Here is a 22,274-nt window from a genome sequence, read left to right on the forward strand (position 1 = left end):
ACGTTGTACTGCTGCATCCACCTGAAATGGGTGTCGACGGTCTGGTCGTCGTACGACGAGAACAACTGCGCCGGCTGCCCATTGCCCAGATTCGGGTAGGCGGTCGTATAGCCGCGGGTGAACTCCCGCATATCAGGCCACGACACGATCGTCGTGTTCGACGGCGACGGCGGCTGGAACCGGTCACGACTCCAATGCCACCAACCACCGATCGGCGCCCCGTCACCCGGACACGCGAACCAACCCTGATAACCGACACTGATCTTCCCGACCACATCGCCGGGCGGGCTGACCGCGGCGGCGACGGCGGAGGACGGGGTTGCGGCGAGCGCGGCGGCCGTGGCACCGGCGCCCGCGAGCACGGATCGGCGTGAGATACCCATCGGGTCTTTCTCCCTTCGGGCCACCGCCGAATGGCCGCATTGTGTCTGGTTTGTTAAATGACAGGACCTCACGCTAGCGGCGAGAGGTCCGATCAGTCAACGCCCATCGATGTCATGCGGTCACCGTCCACCTCTGGTTGGCCGCTCCCGTGCAGGTCCAGATCTGGGTCGGCGTCCCGTTGGCCGAGTTGTTGTCGACCACGTCCAGGCACTTGTTCGCGCTCACGCTGGTCAGGTCGCGCGACGCGGTCGCCGTCCAGCGCTGGTTGGCCGAGCCCGTGCGGGTCCAGATCTGCACCCGGGCCCCGTTGGCGGTGGAGTTGTCCCGCACGTCGAGGCACTTGCCCAGCGCCCGCACGGTGCCGTCGGTTGCGGACGAACGACAGGCCGATGCCGTTGGTGTTGACCGTGATCGTGTGCGTGGCGCCCGGGCTGCTCGCCGCGAACGCGATCGACGACTGCTGCTGCAGGCACCGGGTGACGGTGCGACCGCCGCCGTCGGAGGGTGGTGGGCCAGACGTTGACGGGTTCGTTCGCGGCGTAGGCCGGTGGCGCGGGCGCGAAGGCGGTGGCGTGCCTAATTAAGAAACACCCTTAACAGATCGATGTCAATGTACGTCTGCGGCCTCCTCGGCACACGCGGCGTACCGTCGGCCTTTGGAACTGTTCACGGGGGGAAGGACAGCGCCATGGCTGTAAGGTCCAGGAGTTTCTGGACGAAGTTCGGAGTGGGCGTGGCCGGTGCGGCGCTTGTGATCACGGGTGCGACCGCAGCGACCACGGCGGGCGCGAGTGAGGCCAAGGCCGCACCACCGGCCAGCGTCACGGTGCAGACCCGCAACGGCCCCAACGGGCCCTATCTGACCGACGACCAGGGCAACGCGCTCTACCTGTTCGTCGCCGACAAGAGCAACGTGTCGACCTGCAACGGGGCGTGCGCGGCGCAGTGGCCGCCACTGACCACCGGCGGCGCGGTCGTGGCCGGCAACGGCGTCGACGCGGGCAAGCTCGCGACGTCGAACCGGCAGGACAACACGAAGCAGGCGACCTACAACAACCATCCGCTCTACAAGTTCATCGCCGACACGGCGCCGGGCCAGACCAACGGCCAGGGCGTCAACGCCTTCGGCGCACTGTGGTGGACGGTCAACCCGGCCGGCAACGCCATCACGGCCAAGGGCGGCGCACCGGCACCCGGCGGCGTCACGTACTGATCCGCGCGCGGCACGACCCCGGTGGGTAACGCTCACCGGGGTCGCCGGCGCCGAAAATTCCGGGAGTCGGACGGTGCGCCTTGTTACGGTGCCCCGGTGCGTTCCCAGCGGGCCTTGCTACCACGCTCGACACCGGCGGCTTCGGGTGTCTCGTCCCGTTCGATCGGCGCCCTGCTGGACCGGCTCGAAGCGCAGTCCGTCGAGCTCCACTCGATCATGGTCGTCCGCCACGGCCACGTCGTCGCCGAAGGCTGGTGGTCGCCCTACTCGGCTGACCGCCCGCACCTGCTCTACTCGCTGACCAAGTCGTTCACCTCGGTCGCCGTGGGGCTGACGATCGCCGACGGGCTGCTCTCGCTCGACGACCGCGTGGTCGACGTGCTGCCCGACCACGTTCCGGCCGACATCTCGGAGCAGGGACGCCGCATCACCGTGCACCACCTGCTGTCCATGACGGCCGGGCACGGCACGGACAGCCTCGACGAGGCCTGGCGGCTGGAGCCGGGCGACCTGGTGAAGGGCTTCCTGCGGGTGCCGTTCACCGAGCCTGAGGGAACCAGCCACACCTACGACAACGCGACCACCGGCGTGCTGGCCCGGATCGTGGAACGGGTCACCGGTCGCGGCCTGCCCGAGATCCTCGACGAGCGCCTCTTCGCGCCGATGGGCGTCGACCACGCCGAATGGGACCGGGTGTCCAGCGGTGCCGTCTTCGGGTTCCACGGACTGCACCTCACGACCGAAGCCGTCGCCGCCTTCGGCGAGTTGCTGCTGCGCGGCGGCGTCTGGGGAGACCGGCAACTCGTTCCCCGCGAATGGGTCGAACTCGCGACCCGCCGGCACATCGGCACCCGCTATGTCTCCGACGGCCCGGTCAACCCCGACGGGCTCGTCGGGTACGGCTACCAGTTCTGGATGTCACGGCACGGTTACCGCGGCGACGGCGCCTTCGGCCAGTTGTGCATGGTCGACCCGGCGCACGATCTGGTGGTCGTCGTGACCACCGGCGGCGATCCGCGGCAGGCGATGCCCGGCGCGTTCTGGGAGTTCCTCCTGCCCGGCCTGGACGGCCCGGGAAGCACCCGCGACGACGAGATCCTCGCGGAGCGGCTACGGCGGCTGTCGTTCGCACCGGCGCCGGGCTCGGCCGGGCACGGGCGCCCGGTCACGGCGCGCATCGACGCCTCCGCCGTGGATTCAGCCCTGCCCGACGCGAGCACCGTGGTCGTCGAGCCGGTGGACAGCGGGTGGCGCCTGCGACTCGGCGAATCCCTCGCGGTCTCCGTCGGCCATGGCGAATGGCGGGAAAGCTCGCCGCTCGGCCGCCCGGTCGTCGCGGCGGGCGCGTGGCAGGGCGACACGTTCGTCGCCGACCTCTACGTCATCACCACCCCGCACCGGGTGCGGCTGGTGGTCGACGCCGTCGCGGGCACAGCGGCCGCGACGTGGAGCACCGTGCCGCTGACCGGCCCCAGGCTGGAGCTGCATCTGCGGTCGCCGCTGATGACCAGGCCCGACGTCGCGTAGCGGCCGGCAATCTCGGTTGTCGCCCCCGCGGTCGGTGGCTAACGTCCGGGCATGCTCTCGCGACTGCTGACAGTGACCTCCGACGCCCACGATCCCGCCCGGGTGGCCCGGTTCTGGGGCGCCCTGCTCGGCCAGGAGGTCGTCGAAGACTCCGGCGGCGTGCTCGTGCCCGGCGACGACCGGCGGCCCGGCCTTCGGTTCGTCCCGAGCCAGGCCCGGATGGCCCGGCCCAACCTGATGCACCTGCACCTGACCAGCACCACCGACGAAGACCAGCAGGAGACGGTCGCGAAGGTGCTCGCACTCGGCGGCAGCCATCTCGACGTGGGGCAGCGTCCCGAGGAGGGGCACGTCGTGCTGGCCGATCCCGAGGGCTACGAGTTCGACGTGATCGAGGCGGGCAACAGGTTCCTGGCCGGGACGGGCTTCCTCGGCGAGGTCGCGTGCGACGGCACCCGCGCGGTCGGGCTGTTCTGGAGCGAGGCGCTGGGCTGGCCGCTGGTCTGGGACGAAAACGAGGAGACAGCGATCCAGTCCCCACACGGCGGCACCAAGGTCTCCTGGGGCGGCCCGCCGGTAGCCCCGAAGACCGGCCGCAGCCGCCAGCGCTTCGAGTTCACGGTGACCGGCGACGAGGAGGTCGAGCGACTGGTCGCCCTGGGCGCGAAACGCCTCACGCTCGACGGCGCCGAAGTGCTAACCGACCCCGACGGCAACGAGTTCACCGTCACCGCGGGCTAGCAAGCCACGGCGACGACCTGCCGGCTGGGACACACACGGAGCTGTCGCTGACCATGCGCAACAAGACCCGACGATCAGCTGAGGAGGAACCGTCACTTGGGTTCGGCTTCCGCCAGCGGCCATCGCGGTGGCGGCACATCACCTCCAACGATCCCGAGATCAGCGCGCGCTTGCCGGTAATACTCCTTGGCGCGCCGCGTCAGCGTTCGTGAGTGCTTCTTCCCAGCCTGCTTGACCGGAGATCCGCCCACGCGCATAGCACTCCAACCGCCAAACAGTCTCGTGCCATGCCCGCGCCGCAGCGATGGTCCCAGCCTCGCTGCGCGAGAAAGGCCTGCATGCCGGCGTCTCCCCTCAGCTTGCCTGTCGCACCTCATCCTCAATGACCAGCGTCAAGCTGCCTGGCCTTCCCGGACGGGTGTGGAGCCGCGGCTCCACACCCGTCCGTAGGCCCAGCTAGGGCGCCCAAGGGGCGGCGAAGTTCCAGGTGCTGTCGGCGGTCCAGGAGACCGGGGAGTTGTAGCCGGCGCCGCCGGCGCCGTTGGAGAGCCAGACCTCGGAGTTGTAGTGGCGGAGGTAGGAGCCGCGGAAGTTCCAGGACTCCAGGGAGACGCCCGAGCCGGTCAAACCCGTTCGGGCGCACCACGTGGCGTCGGCGCGCAGCAACGCGGAGCCGTCGTTGACCGAGTTCTGCACGCGGGAGTTGGCGTGGCGGAGGAACTGGCCCGGGAAGTTGACCGACTCGAACGAGTAGCAGGACGCGTCGGCCAGGCCCGCGCGGACCGTGTACGTGGCGTCGTTCTTCAGCAACGCCGGCGAGGACGACGTCACCACCTCGGTGTACGCCAGGCTGTTCTGGTGGCGCAGGTAGCGGTTGGTGAAGCCGGGCGTCGTCACCTGCAGCGACCGGCGCTGGTTGACGGGCAGCGTCGTCGGTGACAACGCCGGCAGCGACCGCGACGCCGCGATCAGCGACTGGTTGGCCGCCCGCACCCGGGCCTGGTCCATCTTCACCACCTGACGGTCGTAGGTGACGAAGCCGTTGAGCTCTCCCTCGAGATCGGTGATCTCGGTGTAGATCGCCGCCGACAGGCCCCGCCCGAGCATCAGGTTCTGCACGCCCGACACGAGCCCGACGTAGCGATCCGTCAACGCGGTCGCGTTGGCCTGCCACTCGTAGGCGAAGAAGCCCCCGCTCGGGCTCCACTCGTGCCCCGGGGTGTGCAACCCCAGGCCGCCGAACTCGCCGAGGACGGCCACCCGCGAGGACGCGAGCGGCGAGTCCGGTCCGAGGTACACGTGCCAGTCGTCGATGTCACCGTTGCCGGGGTTGCCCAGCGACTGGCAACAGTTGTAACCACTGTGGACATTGACGAGCCGCGTCGGGTCCTGGTTCTTGATATTCTGGCCGACTCGCTGGGTGTCAGCCAGCGAACGCTCACCCCAGCCCTCGTTGTAGGCGGTGTAGGCGATCATCGCCGGCGAGGACCGGTGCTCGTTGACGATCTCGCGCGCCTCGGTCTCGAACTGGGCCTGCTGCGCCGCGTTGGCGTCGATGTTCTGCGCGGTCAGCGACGGCACGTCCTGCCAGACCAGCACGCCCAACCGGTCGGCATGGTAGAACCAGCGCTGCGGCTCCACCTTGATGTGCTTGCGTACCATGTTGAACCCTAGGTCCTTGTGCTTCTGCAGGTCGAACGCGAGCGCGGCGTCGGTCGGTGCGGTGTAGACGCCGTCCGGCCAGAAGCCCTGGTCGAGCGTGCCGGTCTGGAACACGAACTGGCCGTTGAGCAGCGGCCGCCGCACGCCGTTGACCAGACCCGTGGTGATCTCCCGCATGCCGAAGTAGTGCATCGTCTGGTCGGCGACGGCGCCCGAACCGTTGCGCAACGTCACCCGCAGGTTGTAGAGGAACGGGTCGTCCGGCGACCAGCGCCGCGCGCTGGGCACCGGCACGGCGAACTCGGTGAAGGCGCCGGTGGCGGTGCCGACCACGGACGACCCGTTCATGGCCTCGGCCAGCACCGAGTAGCCGGTGACGGTGCCGCGGGTGGACACCCGTACCCGGATGGTGTTGTTGGCCAGTGACGGCGTCAGGTCGACCGAACTGATCGACGCGGCCGGCGTCGGTTCCAGCCAGACCGTCTGCCAGATGCCCGAACTCGGCGTGTAGAAGATGCCGTTCGGGGTCTTGGTCTGCTTGCCGATCGGCTGGAGGCTGCCGTTCTGCCGGGTGTCGCTCGGGTCCCAGACCTTCACGACGATCTCGTTGGTGCTGCCGTTCAACGCCGGCGTGATGTCGAACGTGAAGGCGTCATACCCACCGGTGTGCGAGCCCATCAGGGTCCCGTTGACCCAGACCGTTGTCTGCCAGTCAACGGCGCCGAAGTTGAGTTGCACCCGCCGACCCGACCAGCCGGCCGGCACGCTGAACGTACGCCGGTAGAACAGGTAGTTGCGGTTGTCGTTGGCCGGCCGCAGCACGCCCGACAGCGCCGACTCGACGGGGAACGGCACGTTGACCCGCTCCGGCAACGTGGTGTTGAACTGCGGCGCGTCGTCGGTCGCCGATTGCCGCAACTGCCACTCGCCGTTGAGGTTCTGCCAGTCGGGCCGGGTCATCTGCGGCCGCGGATACTCCGGCAACGGCGTGCCGTTCAAGGCCTGCGCGGTCCACGGGGTGGTCAGCGGTGGTGGTTTGGCGGGTGCGGCCTGCGCGGCGCCAGGCACCAGGAAACCGAACACCAACACCAATAGACCAGTGACGGCGGTACGACGGGACGGGTTCATACCTACTCCGTTCTCAGAGGATGCGCCGGTTGTGGTCGGCGAACTGCTCGACGTCGGCCGAGTCGGCCGACGACCTGGCGTGGACGGTGAGCACCTTGCCGCTGTTCCGGTCTGGATCCGCAGCAGGCCGCGCTCGCCGGCCAGCACCCGCGACCTGGTCCGGTTCTGGATCCGCAGCAGGCCGCGCTCGCCGGCCAGCACCCGCGACCTGTTCCGGTTCTGGATCCGCAGCAGGCCGCGCTCGCCGGCCAGCACCCGCGACCGCGAGCGGTGGCCGAGGTTGCCGGTGTCGTAAGTGCGAGGTGGCGCGTATTGTCCACACAGGCTGGAGACCGGTCGGGCCAGGTGGGTGGCGAGCCAGCCCGGCGCGCGGACCGCGCCCCGCGGCAGGCGCAGGAACGCGGCCGGCCACACCGCCGCGCGGTTTGGTGGGATTTGCGGCCGGTTCGAAGCGGGCGCGGCGGCGGGCCAAAGCGCGGCGGCGGGCCGAAGCGGGCGCGGCGAGGAGCGGCGGGCCGCCGGCAGCACCGAGCCCGGCAGCGAGCAGCCGGCGTCGGTCGAGGGGCATGGGCCCTCCTGTGATCCGAAGCGGGTTGGGTAACGGCGCTTGAATGACATCGATAGCCGGCTGTATAACGTTATAGAGCCCCATCGACCCCTCAGTCAATGGGCAACCGTCAATATCTGCCGTCTCCGTTGCACCGCCCGCTACCGCGCACGAGGAGATCGACATGACCAGGAGGCCGCGCCGCCGCGCGGACCGCCGTTGCCCCGTTGGCCACCTCCGCGCCGGCCGCGGCGCGCGCCAACCCCGAGAAGGAAACCCCGACGCCGGCAACCGCGCCGCCGACCCGATGATCCGAGCGACCGGCGACAAGGGAAAGGTGGCTATCCTTCGTGGTTCGTCAGGAAATAACGTAACTACTTACCGCAGAAAAGGCTCGTCGACCAGGTCGTCGCCAAGGCGCCCGGCCCGACCGTCATCGCGCAAGAGACCGGCGACCTCGCCCGCGACAAGAACCGGCGGAAGACGGAGCAGATCATCTCCTGCACCCCCGACATCACCGCCGTCGACGCGGAGAACGACGAGATGGCCCTGGGCGCCGTCACCGCCTTCGTCGGTCCGGTCGGTGGTCAGCGGCGCGTTCCTGGTCGTGGTCGTGACCCAGGGCTGTCTCAGCCGGACCCGGCGGCTGCCATGACTCAGCTCGAAGGAGGACGCAGGTGGGCGTGAGCCTCAAGGAGATCGCGGCGCGGGCCGGCGTCTCATTGTCGACCGTGTCCAATGTGGTCAATGGCTACCGCCCGGTGGGCGAGGAGACGCGGCAACGCGTGCAGGACGCGATAGACGAACTGGGCTACGCGCCGAACCTGAGCGCCCGACACCTGCGCAGCGGCCGCACCGGGATCGTCGCGCTGGCCATTCCTGAGCTGGACAACCCGTATTTCGCCGAACTGGCCGGTGCCGCGATCCGCGAGGCCGCCGGACTCGGCTACACGCTGGTCATGGAGGACACCGCCGGCGAGCGGGAGCGTGAGCTGATGGTGATCGACAACTCGCGGCGCCAGATCGTCGACGGGTTGATCTTCAGCCCGGTCGCGGTGACCCGCGAGGAGGTGCTGGCCCGCGACCCGGCCACGCCTCTGGTGCTGATCGGCGAGGGCGTCTACGACGTGCCACACGACCATATCGCGATCGACAACATCGCGGCCAGCCACGTGGCGGTCCAGCATCTGGTGTCGCTGGACCGGTATCGGATCGCGTTCATCGGCGCCCAGGCCGGCGACCATCGGCAGTCGGCCCATCTGCGCCTGCGCGGTTATCGGGAAGCCTTGGCGGGTGCGGGATTGCCGTTCGACGCGGCGCTGGCCGCGCCGACGATGGCGTTCGGTCGGGCCGACGGGCTGCGGGCGATGCGCGACCTGCTGGCACGGCGGCAACCGCCGGACGCGGTGTTCGCCTACAACGACCTGGTAGCGATCGGCGCCATGCGGGCGGCGGCCGAGGCGGGGATGCGGATCCCGGACGACATCGCGGTGATCGGCATCGACGACATCGAAGAGGGCCGGTTCAGCAATCCCACGCTGACCACGATCTCCCCGGACAAGGAACACATCGGCCGCCTGGCCGTGCGGGCGTTGGTCGCCCGCATCGAGGGAAAGCCGGTCCAACCGCCGTACGACGTGCAGCCACCGTTCCGGCTGATCACCCGCGAGAGCACCCTGGGCGGCCGCCGCCCGGTGCGCCCGTAGCCGTTGGCTAGGTACCGCTCGCCAGTCGGCCGAGGCGGTCGGTGTTGCTGATCGGCGAAGAACCGGTCCAGACGCTCACGCAGGCAGGCCGGCGAGTGCGGAACACACGCGCAAAAAGCCGACAGAGCTGACGCGGTCGCCTTGGTGATTGGACCTAGCCGTGCAAGGTCGGGCGGTAGATCAGTTCCTGGGTGCGGCCGTCGAGGGTTCGGGATTCGATCAGGTCCAGGTCGAAGTCGACGCCGCCTTCGAAGATGGGGTCTACGCCTGTCTGTGGGCTGATCACCGGGAAGACCGTGACGTGGACGCGGTCGACCAGGCCCGCCGCCATCAGCGCGCGGTTCATCGACAGGCTGCCGTGCGACCGCAGCGGCACCGGCGACTCCTGCTTGAGCCGGGCGACGACGTCGACGGCGTCGCCTCTGACCAGCGTGGCGTCCGGCCAGTCGAGCGGGGTCTCCAACGTGGTCGACACGACCGTTGCCGGCAGTTGCCACATCTTGGTGACCCATGGGTCGCGGACGTCGGACTCTTCCGTGCTCTCGGCCAGCATTCCGGTGAACGCGCGGAACGTCGTCGCACCGAAGACCATTCGTTGGTCTTCGGAATACAGCGCCAGGCGGCGGGCCAGTAGTTCCGGGCCCTGCTTGCCCCAGTAGCCGCCCCAGGCCCCGGTATTGGCGCCGTAGCCGTCGAGGCTGGAGAAGACATCGAAGGTGTAGGTAACTGCCATGTTATGGATCATTCCACGACCCGGCACCGGCGGACGGGTTTCGAAAGTCATTGACGTCGATTGATTGGCGCTGAAACATCGAGCGGGCCATCCATCACCGCGGGCCGAGCGGAGACAACCGAAGGAGGACCCACGGTTATGTCCCTCAGGCACGCCATCCGGCTGGCCGTCGTCGCCACCGTCGTGGCCACCGGCGGCGTTGCCGTCGCGGGCCCGGCCAGCGCCGCCACCTGCAACGGCTACGTCGGGCTGACCTTCGACGACGGGCCGACCGGCAGCACGAGCGCGCTGTTGACCGTGCTGCGCAACAACGGCGTACGCGCGACCATGTTCAACATCGGCCAGAACGCGCAGAACAACCGATCGGCGGCGCAGGCCCAGACAGCCGCCGGCATGTGGGTGGGCAACCACAGTTGGAGCCACGCGCACATGACCTCGATGAGCCAGGCGCAGATGCAGTCCGACCTGTCGCAGACCAGCAACGCCATCCAGTCGGCGACCGGCACCCGGCCGGTGCTCTTCCGGCCGCCCTACGGCGAGACCAACGCGACCCTGCAGTCCGTCGCCTCGTCGCTCGGGATGCGGCAGGTGATCTGGGACGTCGACTCGCAGGACTGGAACGGCGCCAGCGTTGGCACGATCGTCGCCAACGCCGGGCGGCTGCAAGCCGGGCAGGTCATCCTGATGCACGACGGGCTGCAGACCACCCGCGACGCGATTCCGCAGATCATGGCCAACCTGACCAGCCGCAACCTGTGCCCCGGGATGATCTCCCCGTCGACCGGCCGCGCCGTGGCACCCGACGGCGGCGGCACCACGCCGCCACCGACGGGCGGCACCTGCACGGCCACGGCCACCACGCCCAACGTCTGGGGTGACCGCTACAACACCTCGGTGACCGTCAGCGGCGCCAGCACCTGGGCCGTGGTGGTGGCCATCACACCGCCACAGAAGGTGGTCACGATCTGGAACGGCACCGCCACCTGGGACAGCAGCGGGAATGTCATGACAATGCGGCCCAACGGAAGCGGCAACACCTTCGGCTTCACCACCATGTTCAACGGCAACAGCAGCGCCCGACCACAGATCCGGTCCTGCACCGCCGGCTAGCCGACGACCGGGAGGCCGCCACGCGCGGCCTCCATGGTCGCCGCCCCCGCACTGGGTTAGGTTTGTACCGGTAGCGGGGGATGTGATGGCTTTTCATGGACAGTTCGGGTCAGCCGGTCGCCGGCAACGTGCGCAACGTGATCCACACGCCGGACCACCGGCTGCGGGTCTTCGTCTCCTCGACCCTCGATGAGCTGGAGCCCGAGCGACTGGCCGTCCGCGACGCGATCCTCCGGATGCGGCTGGTCCCGGTCATGTTCGAGCTGGGTGTCCGCGCGCACCCGCCGCACGAGGTCTACCAGGCCTACCTCGAGCAGAGCCAGCTGTTCATCGGCATCTACGGGGAGAGCTACGGCTCTACGCCGGACGCGGAGATCTCCGGCGTCGACGACGAGTACCGCGCGGCCGAAGACCTGCCGAAGCTCATCTACGTCAAGACGCCGGCACCCGACCGTGATCCGCGGCTGCACGCGCTGCTCGACCGGATCCGGGCCGACGCCCGGGTCAGCTACCGCCATTTCCGCTCGGCCGACGAGTTGGGCGAGGCGGTCGGCGACGACATCGCGCTCCTGCTCACAGAGCGGTTCCGCCCGGGCGGCCACTCCCCCGCGCTCGCAGGCGACCTCCCGACCGCGGCGCTCCCCGTGCCGCCGAACCCGCTGCTCGGCCGGCGCGCCGAACAGCGCGCACTGCGCGATCTGCTGACCGACGACGACGTACGCCTGGTCACCCTCACCGGCCCCGGCGGCGTCGGCAAGACCCGGCTTGCGATCGAGGTCGGCGCGACGCTCAGCGGCAGTTTCGCCGACGGCGTGCGGTTCGCCGACCTGTCCGCGATCTCCGACCCCAGCCTGGTCGGCGCCGCGTTGGCCCAGTCGCTGAGCCTGCGGACGATGCCCAACCGGTCGGCCGCCGACGACGTGGTCGCGTACCTGCGCAACCGCTCCCTTCTCTTGATCGTCGACAACATGGAGCACCTGGCCATGGCCGCGCCGGTGATCGCCACCGTGCTCGACGCGGCACCGGCCGTCACTGTGCTGGTCACCAGCCGGGTGCCGCTGCGGCTGACCTACGAGCACGTCTTCGAGGTGCCGCCGCTGTCGATTCCCGACCCGGCCGAAGACCCGGTGGCGGCGGTCCGGCGCGACGGCGCCGCGATGCTCTTCCTCGAGCGGGCCCGCGCGGTGCGCGGCGTCTTCCCGATCGGCCCCGACGACGCCGCCGCGATCGTCGAGATCGTCCGCCGGCTCGACGGCCTGCCGCTGGCGATCGAACTCGCCGCCGCCAAGACCCGCATCCTGACGCCCCGGGCGCTGCTCGACCGGCTGGCCAGCCGGCTCGGGACGCTGACCGGCGGCGCCCGCGACCTGCCGGCCCGGCAGCGCACCCTGCGCGACACGATCGCCTGGAGCTACCAGCTGCTGCCGGCCGACGAGCAGCGGCTGTTCGCCCGGCTCGGCGTCTTCGCCGGCGGCTTCGACCTGGCCGGCATCGACGCCGTGGCCGGCTTCGCCGAGCGCTACGCCGAGCTCGAGGCGCTCGGCGCGCTGGTCGAGAGCAGCCTGATCACCCCGGCCCGGCAGGAGCGGGAGACCCGGTTCACGATGCTGGGGATCATCCGGGAGTACGCGCTGGAGCGGCTCCGCGACGCCGGTGACTGGAACGACGTGCACGACCGGCACGCCCGGCACTTCGTCGAGTTCGCCGTCCGCAGTGCGCCGCCGATCGGCGCGACCTCCACCGACCCGGCCGCGGTCGACCGGCTGGAGGCCGAGCACGACAACCTCCGCGCCGCCGTCTCCTGGCTCATCGACACCCGGCAATGGACGGACGCCGTCCGGCTGGCCTGGCTGATGTGGCAGCTCTGGTGGCTGCGCGGCCACGTCGACGAGGCGGCCCGGACCGTCCGGCGGCTGCTCGACCACGTCGACGAGATGCCGCCGCTGTTGCAGGCGAACGTGCTCTTCGGCGACGGCGCGATCTCGTTCCTGAGCGGCGACCCGGTCCTCGCCCGCGAGAAGCTGGAGCGGGCGCTTCCGAAGCTGCGGCAGTACGACGACGGCGACGTCACCGCCCGGGCCGCCGGCATGCTCGGCCAGTTGGCGCTGGACCGTGGCGACTACGACGAGGCCCAAGCGCTGCTCGGCGAGACGAGGGAGATCGGCGAGCGGCTCGGCGAGGAGTGGATGGCCGCGCTCTACTACACCCGGCTCGGCCTGGTGCCGTTCAACCACGGCGACTACGCCGGCGCGGCCGAGCAGTTCACCGACGGGTTGCGGGTGGCCCGCAAGACCGAAGACCATCTCGGCGAGGTCGTCGCCCTCTACAGTCTCGCGGTCACCTCGATCTCCGCCGGCGACCTGGACGGTGCCGAAGACCGACTCCAGGCCGGCCTGCGCGTCTCGGCGTCGGCCCGCGACGAGGCCGGCGCCGCACTCTACCTGCGGGCGCTGGCAGACCTCGCCGCCCGCCGCGGAAACGCCGAGCGCTCGGTGCGCCTGGCCGCGGCGGCCCGCAAGCTCGGGAGGTTCGGCGGCGCGGCCTGGATGCGGGCCTACGTGCCGACCTGGCCGACCCGCGAGCCGGCGTTCGACACCAGCGCCTACCCCGAGGCCTGGGCCCAGGGCACCGAGGACACCTTGCGGAGCGCGGTCGCGTTCGCGACGGAGCCGTAGCGACCGACCCGGGCTGACGACCGGATACATCGAAGTCGGGACGGTGACCCGGCAGCGTCGATAGTGTGACAGTGCCATGAGGGGATGGTTCGGGTCGCTGCGCACGGTGTATCAGCGCGACAAGCCGCAACGGTTGCCAGGGGTCGAGCGCGATCCGGTGCGGCTGGTCTTCTTCAGCGACGCGGTCTTCGCCATCGCGGTGACCCTGTTGGTGCTGGAAATCCAGCCGCCGGAAGACTTCGGCCACCTCCTGGAAGGGCTCGGGCGGCTCTGGCCGTCCTATCTCGCGTACGCCGTCAGCTTTCTGCTGATCGGCCAGGTGTGGGTCAACCATCACGTGATGTTCGAACACATCCGCGGCATCGACCGGCGCATCCTGTTCCTCAACACGCTGCTGCTATTGGACATCGCGTTTCTGCCCTTCCCGGCGTCCGTCCTGGCCGGTGCGCTGCACGCCGGCGAGGGCTTGGGCGTGGCGGTCGTCCTCTACGGCGTCACGTTCTGGGTGGCGGCACTGCTGTTCAACGTCCTCTGGGCGCACGCCAGGATGGGTGGGCTCGTCGACGCCGGCGCGCTGCCCGACGGCGGCCGGGCGATCACCCTGCGGTTCGCGACGGCGCTGGTCTGGCTCGGCGTCGGCACGGTCATCGGCGTCTTCGTGCCGGTCGCCGGCATGGCGGTGATCGCGGCCTTCATCCCGGCCTACTACCTGCCGATCAGGGGGGAGTGAGGTCGCGCGACGCCCGGGCGATGACGGCGATCGCCGCGCGGCGGGGCAGCAGCCGCGACATCAGCGCCGAGGAGACGCGCATGCCGAGGCCCGGCACCACCCGCGGGCCGTGGCCAAGCCCGCGCAGCGCCGCCCGGGCCACCTGCTCGGGGGTCTGCGTGCCGGGCGCCGGGCGGGCCTTCGCGCCGGCCAGGTTGGGTGTCGAGACCGCTCCGGCGACGCAGGTGAGCACGTCGACGCCGGTGCCGCGCAACTCGGCCCAGAGGCCCTCGGCCAGGATGGCGCCGAACGCCTTGGTCGCGGCGTAGGTGCTGATCGGTGGCGAACCCTGCAGGCCGGCCAGCGAGGACATGACGACGAAGCCGCCGCGGCCCCGGGCCACCATCGGCGGCAGGAAGCGGTGGGCGAGGTCGAGCGGCATCCGGCAGTTGAGGTCGACGGCCCGGCGGGTCAGCGCCGGGTCCATCTCGACGAAGCGGCCGATCGGCGAGTATGCGGCGTTGGCGATCACGAGGCCGATGTCGAGCCCGGCCGTGGCGCCGGCGACGGCGGCCAGTCCTTCCATTGTCGACAGATCGGCGGTGACCGTGACCGTGTCGGTGGGCAGTTCCTTCGCCAGCGCCGCGAGCGGATCAGCCCGGCGGGCGGCGAGAACCACGTTGAGGCCATGCGCGGCGAGTTGGTGCGCGAAGGCCGCGCCCAGGCCCTCCGACGCGCCGGCGACGAGCGCCCAGGGGCCGTAGCGGGCGGCGAACCCGGCGGTCACGCGGCGACCGGCGCTGCTGGTGCGGCGGCCGGGGCCGGCGCGGTGAACGGGTGCTCGCGCCGCATCCGCCACATCATCAGGAACGGCGTGATCAACCACATCGCGTTGGCGGCCACGACGATCGCGAAGTTCGGTGCCGGGGTCACGCCGTAGCGCTCGTCCATCAGGATGATCAGCACATTGGCGAGCATGGTGCCCGACCACACCAGCGCCGGCACCTTGATCCAGTCGCGGCCGCGGACGAACGCGTACACCGCGAACAAGTAGAACGGGCCGAAGAAGATCAGGTCGATCCAGATGGTCATCTGCCAGAACGGCGGGCGGGCCATCAGCAGCGGGTCGTAGTGGTTGCCCCACCAGTGCACCAGGTCGATCGCGCCGGCCGGCGGCCAGACCGGATAGTCGAAGTTGGCCGGGTCGGCGACCACGATCTGCTCGAGGTCGACGATGTAGGTGATCAGCAGCGCGTTGACGGTGAAGAACGCGACGAAGAACAGGTCGTACGGACGGGCGCGCAGCGGCACGGTCATGGCCCCGATCTTGGCCCCCGGTCACCGGCGCAACAAGACCTATTCGATCCGGGTCCATTCCGGCGGGGACTGCTCGCCGACGAAACACAGGGGCGTATAGCGGGCGACCAGTAGCCCGACGGGCGGCAGATCCAGATCGCGGTCGCGCGGCTCCAGGCCGCCTCGGCGGAGCCCAAGCAGGACCCGGTGGTCTGGCTGACCGGCGGGCCGGGCGGATCGGGCCTGCTCGGACGCGTCCAGCTTCAGCGCCGCCGAACCGGCCCTGAACGCCGACCGTGACGTGATCTTCGTCGACCAGCGCGGCACCGGTCACTCCGTGCGCCCGGGCGACCTTCGTCGACTTCTTCGACCAGCCCGCCGGTGGCTACGACACCTCCTGCGTGGCCGCACTCACCGCGCCGCCGTTCACCACGCAGTGAGCTCAGGTGGCGCGGCGGTCCGCCTAGGGTGTGACGGGGCGGCCCAGGTACATCAGCACGGCGAGGACCCGGCGGTGGTCCTCGTCGCTGTTGGCCAGGCCGAGCTTGCCCAGGATCGAGCCGACGTGGGTCTCGACCGTGCGGTCGGTGAGCCACAACCGCCGGGCGATGCCCACGTTGGTGCGTCCCTCGGCCATCAGGGCCAGCACCTCGCGCTCGCGACCGGTCAGGGCCGACAGCGGGTCGTCGGCCCGGCGCGGCCCGAGCAGCCGGGCGACCACCTCCGGGTCGAGCGCCGAACCGCCGGTGGCCACCCGGCGCAGCGCGTCGAGGAAGTCGTCGACGTCGAGCACCCGGTCCTTGAGCAGATAGCCGAAGCCGCCCGACGCGACCAACTCGACCGAATGGCGGGTCTCGACGTGCTGCGACAGGAGCAGGATGCCGAGCGCCGGGTGGGCGGCCCGGATCGTGCGGGCGGCCCGGGCGCCGTCGTCGGTCAGGTCGGGCGGCATGCGTACGTCGATGACCGCCAGATCCGGGCCGTGCGCCGCAACCGCGGCCACCAGCGCGGGCGCGTCGCCGACCTTGGCCACGATCTCGTGGCCGGCGTCGGCGAGCAGCCGCGCGAGCCCTTCGCGGAACAGCGCCGAGTCTTCGCCGATCACGACGCGCACGGCAGCACCACCTCGACGACCGTGCCGCGGCCGCTCGGCGAGGTCAGCGAGAGCAGACCCCCGGCCGCGGCAACCCGGTCGGCGAGACCGGCCAGGCCGGCGCCCGGCCGGACCACCGCCCCACCGGCGCCGTCGTCGCTGACCCGCACGGTCAGCCGGCCGTCGAGCCGGGCCACCCGCAGCCCGATCGAGCCCGGCGACGCGTGCTTGACCGCGTTGGTCAGCGCCTCGCTGGCCACGAAGAACGCGGTCGTGGCCACGTCGTCGGGCACCGGGTCGGCACACACGTCGAGGGCCACCGGGATCGGTACCTTGCTGGCCAGCGACGACAGCGCCGGCCCGAGCCCGTCGTCCAAACTGGACGGACGCAGCCCGTTGGCGATCTGGCGCAACTCCGCGACGGCCAGGCCGAGCGACGCCACCGACTCGTCGAGCAGGCCGTCGACGTCGACCGTGCCGTCGCCGAGATGGCGCTGGGCCAGGCGCAGCGACATGCCCAGCGAGACCAGCCGCTGCTGCGCACCGTCGTGCAGGTCGCGTTCGAGCCGCCGCCGTTCGGCGTAGCCGGCCTGCAGCAGGCGGGTCCGCGACGACTCCACATCGGACAGCGCCTGGCGCAGCTCGATGCGCACCGCGACGAGCTCGACCAGCAGCGCGGCCGCGTCGGCCAGTTCGCGCAGCAGCGAGCGGCTGCCCACGGTGCCGCGCAACAGGGCGCCGATCTCGTGCCCGCCGGCCCGCACCGGCACGCGCAGCGAGTCGCCGACCGCCAGCGCGGCGCCCGATGCGGAGACCAGCCCGGACTCCCCCGGCACCAGATAGCCCACCCGCAGCCCGGGATCGCGCAGCGCCGTGCGGAGCACCTCCTCGAGCTGTTCCGGCGAGGCCTCGCCGGCGTGCGTGCGGTCACCGAGCACCTCGATCGCCGCCAGCGCGGCCCGGCGGGCCGGATAGAGCCGGCGGTCGACGCGGCGTTGCAGCCGCACCCGCAACGGGGCCAGCACCGCGGCGCAGACTGCGGTGGCGGCCGCGGCGGCCACCGGCGAGGTGCCACCGGCGCCGAGGCCGACCAGGAACGCGGCCACGGTGTAGAAGCCGAGCAGGACGGCGGTGACCAGCCCGTAGGTCGCCGCCGCGCTCATCGCCTTGTCGACGTCGTAGAGGTCGTGCCGCAGCAGCGCGATCGCGGTCGCGGCGGGCAGCGCGACGAAGGTGGCGGCGAGCCCGGCCAGCACGAGGTTGGGACTGTCGGTGAACAGATAGGACGCCCAGCACAGCAGCAGCGTCGCCGGCAGGAACAGCGCCCCGAGCGCGAACCACTTGACCTGCGCCTGGCTGACCGGGTCGGCCGCCCGCCGGTAGCGCACGATCATCGCGGCCACCGAGGCGACCAGCAGGCCGAGGAACACCGGAAGCAGAGCGAGGACCAGGAACACGATCCAGCCCGACAGGGTGTACGGGTGTCGCACGCCGGCGAACGGCGCCGGATAGGCAGCCGGGTCCCCTGCCGCGCCGGCCGCGAACGCGAGCGGCACCGCCACCAGCCCGACCACGACCCAGCGCCAGCGCGGACCGAGCAGGCGGCCATCGGGGAAGTAGAGCATCAGCAGCGCCGCCGGCACGTAGAGCACCATCCAGGTGCCCGGCGAGAACGCGACATACCAGTCCCAGACCGGAAGCAGCCCGGGGCGGACCTCGGCCACCTTCGTGTAGAGATCGCCGAACGCCACCCAGACGGGTGACGCGCCGACGAGCACGAGCAGCGGTGCGACCACGTTGTGCGGGCGGCGGCGGGCGACGAGCACGCCGAGGACGACCGAGAACAGGCCGAGCGCCAGGGCCGTGCCGACGTAGCCGGCCATGTCGGGTGCCTGGCCGACCAGCACCGCGCTGAGCACGCCGACGACAGCGACCAGCCCGGCGAGCGCGTACGCCAGGAGAGCCATGCGTTCACGGTAGGGCCCGCGACGCCCGGTGCGAACCCGTGCCAGCACGGAGTTCGGTTCCCGTGCCAGTGCCGATCCGCCGACCCCGCCCGCCGGCCGACGCTGATTTCACCACCGCACTCCCTGGAGGAGGAGCCATGAACCGCACCGCCATGACCACGACCGGCCTCGTGCTGGCCGCCCTGCTCGGCCTCGGCGACGTGGCCAGCATCGCCGGCGGCGTCGACGGACCACCGCTGGCCGTCGTGATCGCCGGCGCCGTGCTGGGCGTCATCACGCTGGCCGGCGTCGTGCTCGGCTGGCGGGGCAGCCGCGCCGGCATCGTCGCCGTGGTCGTCACCCGGCTGCTGTCCGCGCTGGCGGCCGTGCCCGCGTTCTTCGTCGACGACGTGCCCGCGCCGGCCGTCGCCCTCGCCACCGTCGGTCTCGTGCTCACCCTGGTCGCGGTGGCGTTGCTGGCGCCGGCCCTGCGGCCGACCGTCCGCGCCGGGGTGGCGTAGCCATGGCGACCACCCTCGCTCCCACCCCGGCGGTCGTCGGGACCCGGGACCTGCGCCGCTTCTGGCGCCGTACCCTCGCGATCCTCGCTCCCCTGCCGATCATCGCGCTGGCGCTCGAGATGCTGGTCGTGCCCTGGCCGGTCGGCGCCAACCTGGCCCGGGCGATCGCCGGCGCCGCCGAGGCGCCCGGGCGGGCCCAGGCCAGCCTCTGGCTGTCGGTGTTCTTCGCGGTCACGGTGCTGCCGGCGACCATGGCGGTGCTGTGGACCGCGCGCCGCGCGGCGCCAAAGCTGACACTGGCCGCCGGCGTCCTGCTGTTGCTCGCGTTCTCGGCCACCCTGGCCGGCAACGACCAGGTCGCGGTGATCGCGGCGGAGCGCGGGCTCGACCCGACCAGGGTCGCTGTCATCGACGACCTGGTGCAGGCCAACCCGTGGGTCGGCGGCCAGTTCCTGATCTTCCTGCTCGGCCAGACGGTCGGCTTCGTGCTGTTGGGGCTGGCGCTGTGGCGTTCCCGCGTCACGCCGGGCTGGGTCGCGCTGCTGCTCGGGCTGTCCGGGCCGGCGCACCTGCTGATGCCGGGCGGCAACGCCGGCGCGGCGGCGTCCTGGGCGCTGACCGCGATCGGGTACGCCGCTGCGTCCGTCGCCCTGTTGCGCACGCCGGACGCCGACTTCGACCTGCCGCCGGGCGATGTCGCCGGGCCGTCGGGCGCGGGCGGCACGCGTACCACCTGGCGGTGGCTCCTCGCCCTTGCCGCGGTGCCGGTCGCGCTGTTCGTAACCGCGTTCCGGTTCCGGCTTCCCTACGGCGACAACGACGCGCCTCGGGAGATCTTCGACAAGCTGGTCGCGGCGACCTCGTTCGAGCGGTCCGCGATCGCGATCGGCAGCCTGGTCGCGTTGACCGGCTGCGCGGGCGTCCTGGCGGTCGCCTGGCACACCCGCCGGCGCGCGCCGCTGCTCACCACGATCGCCCTGTGCCTCGCGGTGCCCGGCTATCTGGCGCTGTTCGCCGGCGGCCCCTACGGCGACGTGCTCGCCTACGTCACCGGGACGCACCCGGAGGTGGATCGCGACGTGGCGTTCCAGCTCCACTCCGGCCTGGCGGCGAGCCCGCAGACCGACGCCCTCGGCCTGGTCTTCGTGGCCGGCCACCTGATCGGCACCGTCCTGATCGGAGTGGCGCTGTGGCGAGCCCGGATGGCGCCGACCTGGCTGGCGATCGGCCTGGTCGTCTCCCAGCCGATCCACCTCACCTCGGTGCTCACCGGGGTGCGCTGGCTCGACCTGATCGGCTGGGGGCTGACCACCGTGGGCTTCGCCTGGGCGGCCTGGCGCCTGCTCCACACGCCGAACGACGAGTTCGACCTGCCGTCCGTACGCCATTGACACCCGGCGCGTCCCGCACACCGACGAGCGTCAACCCGGACCGTGAGAGGCCAACGGGGGCAGGTGAGCCCGCGCCGCCCAGGTTTTCGACTCAGTACGTCGGCCCGCTCACGGCACCTCTGTCTGCCACACGTGGACGTCGCGGTCCGGGCCGCCGCTCGCGAGACGGTTCCCACGGAGGCAGACCGCCGCCGGCCCGGGTGGGTGGGATTCCAGCACAGCTGCCGTGCCCGCCGCACGGTTCCACCAGAGAGTCTCGCCGGTGGCCATCCCGACGACGATCTCTTGTCCCTCCTTGCCCGCGGCCAGGTCCTGGACGGAGGTGTCGAAGAATGCCTCGTCGACAGGTAACGCCGTGTGGAGCGTGTCCCACACCTTCAACCTGCCGGCGTGATCGGCGGTGACCAGCGTGCGACCATCAGGGGACAGCCCGATCACGCGGATGTCGGGCAGTTCGTAGACACAGACCACCGTGCCGCTGTGCGCATCGACAACGACCACCCCGTCGCCGTCAACGACCGCGAGCCGAGCAGCGTCGCCGCTGATCGTGACGAGCCGCGGTGCCCGTCGTTCCCGGTTTGGGAGCCAACGGATGGATCCGTCCTGGAGTCGCAAGACACCCACCGTCGTCGGCGTCGCTACGGCCAGGGTCGTCGCGTGATGGTCCAACGCGACGGACCGCACGTCATGCCGTCGCAACGACGTCAGGACCATAGGCGCATGCGCCGGATCGCTCCGGCGGACGATCCAGTCGCGGGCGTCCCAGCCGACCGCGAAGAACTCGGAGATCCCGTACCCGAGCGCATGGACGCTCCCGGCGAACCGGGTGGTTCGGCTCCGCTTGGTGCCCAGCACGTACTCGGTGACGCCGGCCGAGCCCGCGACCGCGATTCGGTCGCCGTTCTCCGCCAGGGCGACCAACCGACCGGCGCCGAACGTGCGGAAGGCGCCGACCTCGATGGTCGACACCGGCGTGGGAAGAGCCGCTGATGCGGGCCTCGGTGCGGCCCCGCGCTGAACCGACGACGGGTCCGCGTCAATGGACACGGCGCGCCCGTTGGCGACGAGGGGGTTACGGGCCAGAACGAACGTGCCCTCTACTCGCTCCGCGAACATCTGCGGCGTTTGCGCGCCGCCGTTGCGGATGACGTAGTCATAGGCATAGTCGTAGGCCTCGGTGACAGTGATATAGCCACGCCGTCGTGCGTCGGCGCCGCCTGTACGCAGGCCCTCGACGAGGCCGGCCGTGAAGACCGACGATCCCGGCGCACCATCTTTCCCGGACGCGCCCTCGAACGCGTATTCGGTTGCCCGCGATGCCGTCAGGATCATGCGACCGCGTCCGTGCGTCCTGAGCCCGAGGAGAACGTCGTCACCCTTGACGCCGCTGGCCAAGGCTCCGCTGAAGCAGCAGTCCACGACCAGCACCTGGCGTGTTGCGGCGCACTCGTCGAGTTGATCGGTCAACCACCTTGCCTCGACCGCTGTGGCGGCCAGTCGCGAGCGTCGGCTGTCGACGGCGGCGAAGTAGAGCCTTCCACGCGCGTCGCGGATGCCATGACATGACAGATATACGACGACGACGTCGTCGGGCTTTCGTGCCATGAGGAAGTCGCTGATGGCCAACCGCATGCCGAGCACATCGTGGTCGAGCACGGTGACGACGGTGAACTGGCCACGGGAGTGGTCGGCGAGCACGTCGGCGAGTTCGGCCGCGTCCTGGCCGGGCGTGCGCAATTGGGTCAGCTCCCGGTCGGTGTATCTCGCCGTGGCGATGATCAACGCGTGGCGGACTCCGGGCATCAGGTCCCCTGGTTGCCAGCGCGCTCGATCAGACGCGGACGCTCCGGACGGTGGCTCACGGACGAAGGCTAGCGCCGGTCACACCTATC

General features: G+C 70.9%; 18 protein-coding genes and 2 pseudogenes. 10 read left to right on the forward strand and 10 right to left on the reverse strand.

The features are described 5' to 3' along the window. Both AB0J74_RS32750 and AB0J74_RS32755 read right to left on the reverse strand, forming a co-directional pair. Positions 1-383 (reverse strand): annotated as a pseudogene (locus AB0J74_RS32750) (hypothetical protein); the annotation flags it as partial. A 112-nt stretch (positions 384-495) separates the two neighbouring features. Then, positions 496-741: a ricin-type beta-trefoil lectin domain protein gene (locus tag AB0J74_RS32755; RefSeq protein ID WP_363454989.1), complete on the reverse strand. Its 246-nt coding sequence runs from the start codon at positions 739-741 to the stop codon at positions 496-498. A gap of 331 nt (positions 742-1,072) precedes the next feature. On the opposite strand from AB0J74_RS32755, the gene AB0J74_RS32760 reads away from it, so the two are divergent. The 3 genes from AB0J74_RS32760 to AB0J74_RS32770 all read left to right on the forward strand — a co-directional run bounded on the left by AB0J74_RS32760 (position 1,073) and on the right by AB0J74_RS32770 (position 3,865). After that, a complete protein-coding gene (locus AB0J74_RS32760; RefSeq protein WP_363454992.1) occupies positions 1,073-1,597 on the forward strand; it encodes a hypothetical protein in 525 nt (174 codons plus the stop codon). Positions 1,598-1,693: 96 nt separating this feature from the next. Further along, a complete protein-coding gene (locus AB0J74_RS32765) occupies positions 1,694-3,124 on the forward strand; it encodes a serine hydrolase domain-containing protein (RefSeq protein ID WP_363454995.1) in 1,431 nt (476 codons plus the stop codon). A 51-nt stretch (positions 3,125-3,175) separates the two neighbouring features. After that, positions 3,176-3,865: a VOC family protein gene (locus AB0J74_RS32770; protein ID WP_363454998.1), complete on the forward strand. Its 690-nt coding sequence runs from the start codon at positions 3,176-3,178 to the stop codon at positions 3,863-3,865. Positions 3,866-4,321: 456 nt separating this feature from the next. Here the strand turns inward: AB0J74_RS32770 and AB0J74_RS32775 are convergent, their stop codons facing one another. Next, positions 4,322-7,069, reverse strand: coding sequence for an AbfB domain-containing protein (locus AB0J74_RS32775; protein ID WP_363455001.1), 2,748 nt, complete (start codon positions 7,067-7,069; stop codon positions 4,322-4,324). Between the two features lie 807 nt (positions 7,070-7,876). Between AB0J74_RS32775 and AB0J74_RS32780 the strand changes: the two are divergent. Together AB0J74_RS32780 and AB0J74_RS32785 are read left to right on the forward strand one after the other, a co-directional pair. Next, positions 7,877-8,014 (forward strand): annotated as a pseudogene (locus tag AB0J74_RS32780) (LacI family DNA-binding transcriptional regulator); the annotation flags it as partial. Beyond that, complete coding sequence (locus tag AB0J74_RS32785) at positions 7,988-8,908, forward strand: LacI family DNA-binding transcriptional regulator (protein WP_363455296.1); 921 nt, start codon at positions 7,988-7,990, stop codon at positions 8,906-8,908. The pseudogene AB0J74_RS32780 and the gene AB0J74_RS32785, both read left to right, overlap by 27 nt. Before the next feature lie 154 nt (positions 8,909-9,062). On the opposite strand, the gene AB0J74_RS32790 is transcribed toward AB0J74_RS32785, so the two are convergent. Then, the gene (locus AB0J74_RS32790; RefSeq protein ID WP_363455004.1) at positions 9,063-9,641 is read right to left on the reverse strand and encodes a dihydrofolate reductase family protein; all 579 of its coding nucleotides are present in this window, start codon (positions 9,639-9,641) and stop codon (positions 9,063-9,065) included. A 138-nt stretch (positions 9,642-9,779) separates the two neighbouring features. Between AB0J74_RS32790 and AB0J74_RS32795 the strand changes: the two genes are divergently transcribed. The 3 genes from AB0J74_RS32795 (at position 9,780) to AB0J74_RS32805 (ending at position 14,156) form a co-directional block, all read left to right on the forward strand. Continuing rightward, complete coding sequence (locus AB0J74_RS32795; RefSeq protein ID WP_363455007.1) at positions 9,780-10,751, forward strand: polysaccharide deacetylase family protein; 972 nt, start codon at positions 9,780-9,782, stop codon at positions 10,749-10,751. A 95-nt stretch (positions 10,752-10,846) separates the two neighbouring features. Further along, a complete protein-coding gene (locus AB0J74_RS32800; protein WP_363455010.1) occupies positions 10,847-13,426 on the forward strand; it encodes a DUF4062 domain-containing protein in 2,580 nt (859 codons plus the stop codon). A gap of 76 nt (positions 13,427-13,502) precedes the next feature. After that, positions 13,503-14,156, forward strand: a complete 654-nt coding sequence (locus AB0J74_RS32805) for a TMEM175 family protein (RefSeq protein ID WP_363455013.1) — start codon at positions 13,503-13,505, stop codon at positions 14,154-14,156. On the opposite strand, the gene AB0J74_RS32810 is transcribed toward AB0J74_RS32805, so the two are convergent. From AB0J74_RS32810 to AB0J74_RS32830, 5 genes are all read right to left on the reverse strand, one after another. Further along, positions 14,143-14,922: an SDR family NAD(P)-dependent oxidoreductase gene (locus AB0J74_RS32810; protein ID WP_363455015.1), complete on the reverse strand. Its 780-nt coding sequence runs from the start codon at positions 14,920-14,922 to the stop codon at positions 14,143-14,145. The genes AB0J74_RS32805 and AB0J74_RS32810 overlap by 14 nt on opposite strands. Next, positions 14,919-15,452: an emopamil-binding family protein gene (locus AB0J74_RS32815; protein WP_363455018.1), complete on the reverse strand. Its 534-nt coding sequence runs from the start codon at positions 15,450-15,452 to the stop codon at positions 14,919-14,921. Before AB0J74_RS32815 ends, AB0J74_RS32810 begins: the two co-directional genes overlap by 4 nt. Before the next feature lie 39 nt (positions 15,453-15,491). Beyond that, the gene (locus AB0J74_RS32820; protein ID WP_363455021.1) at positions 15,492-15,758 is read right to left on the reverse strand and encodes a hypothetical protein; all 267 of its coding nucleotides are present in this window, start codon (positions 15,756-15,758) and stop codon (positions 15,492-15,494) included. Positions 15,759-15,894: 136 nt separating this feature from the next. Next, positions 15,895-16,545: a response regulator transcription factor gene (locus AB0J74_RS32825; protein WP_363455024.1), complete on the reverse strand. Its 651-nt coding sequence runs from the start codon at positions 16,543-16,545 to the stop codon at positions 15,895-15,897. Beyond that, a complete protein-coding gene (locus AB0J74_RS32830; protein WP_363455027.1) occupies positions 16,533-18,491 on the reverse strand; it encodes a histidine kinase in 1,959 nt (652 codons plus the stop codon). The genes AB0J74_RS32825 and AB0J74_RS32830 overlap by 13 nt, the downstream gene beginning before the upstream one ends. Before the next feature lie 137 nt (positions 18,492-18,628). Here AB0J74_RS32830 and AB0J74_RS32835 point away from each other — a divergent pair, with 137 nt between their 5' ends. Both AB0J74_RS32835 and AB0J74_RS32840 read left to right on the forward strand, forming a co-directional pair. Then, entirely contained in the window at positions 18,629-18,991 is a 363-nt protein-coding gene (locus tag AB0J74_RS32835; protein WP_363455029.1) for a hypothetical protein, read from the forward strand. A gap of 2 nt (positions 18,992-18,993) precedes the next feature. Continuing rightward, the gene (locus AB0J74_RS32840; protein WP_363455032.1) at positions 18,994-20,382 is read left to right on the forward strand and encodes a hypothetical protein; all 1,389 of its coding nucleotides are present in this window, start codon (positions 18,994-18,996) and stop codon (positions 20,380-20,382) included. A 108-nt stretch (positions 20,383-20,490) separates the two neighbouring features. Here the strand turns inward: AB0J74_RS32840 and AB0J74_RS32845 are convergent, their stop codons facing one another. Beyond that, complete coding sequence (locus AB0J74_RS32845; RefSeq protein ID WP_363455035.1) at positions 20,491-22,185, reverse strand: caspase family protein; 1,695 nt, start codon at positions 22,183-22,185, stop codon at positions 20,491-20,493. Positions 22,186-22,274: the final 89 nt, after the last annotated feature.

This window comes from Asanoa sp. NPDC049573, from assembly GCF_040676615.1.
Classification (GTDB): Bacteria; Actinomycetota; Actinomycetes; order Mycobacteriales; family Micromonosporaceae; genus Asanoa.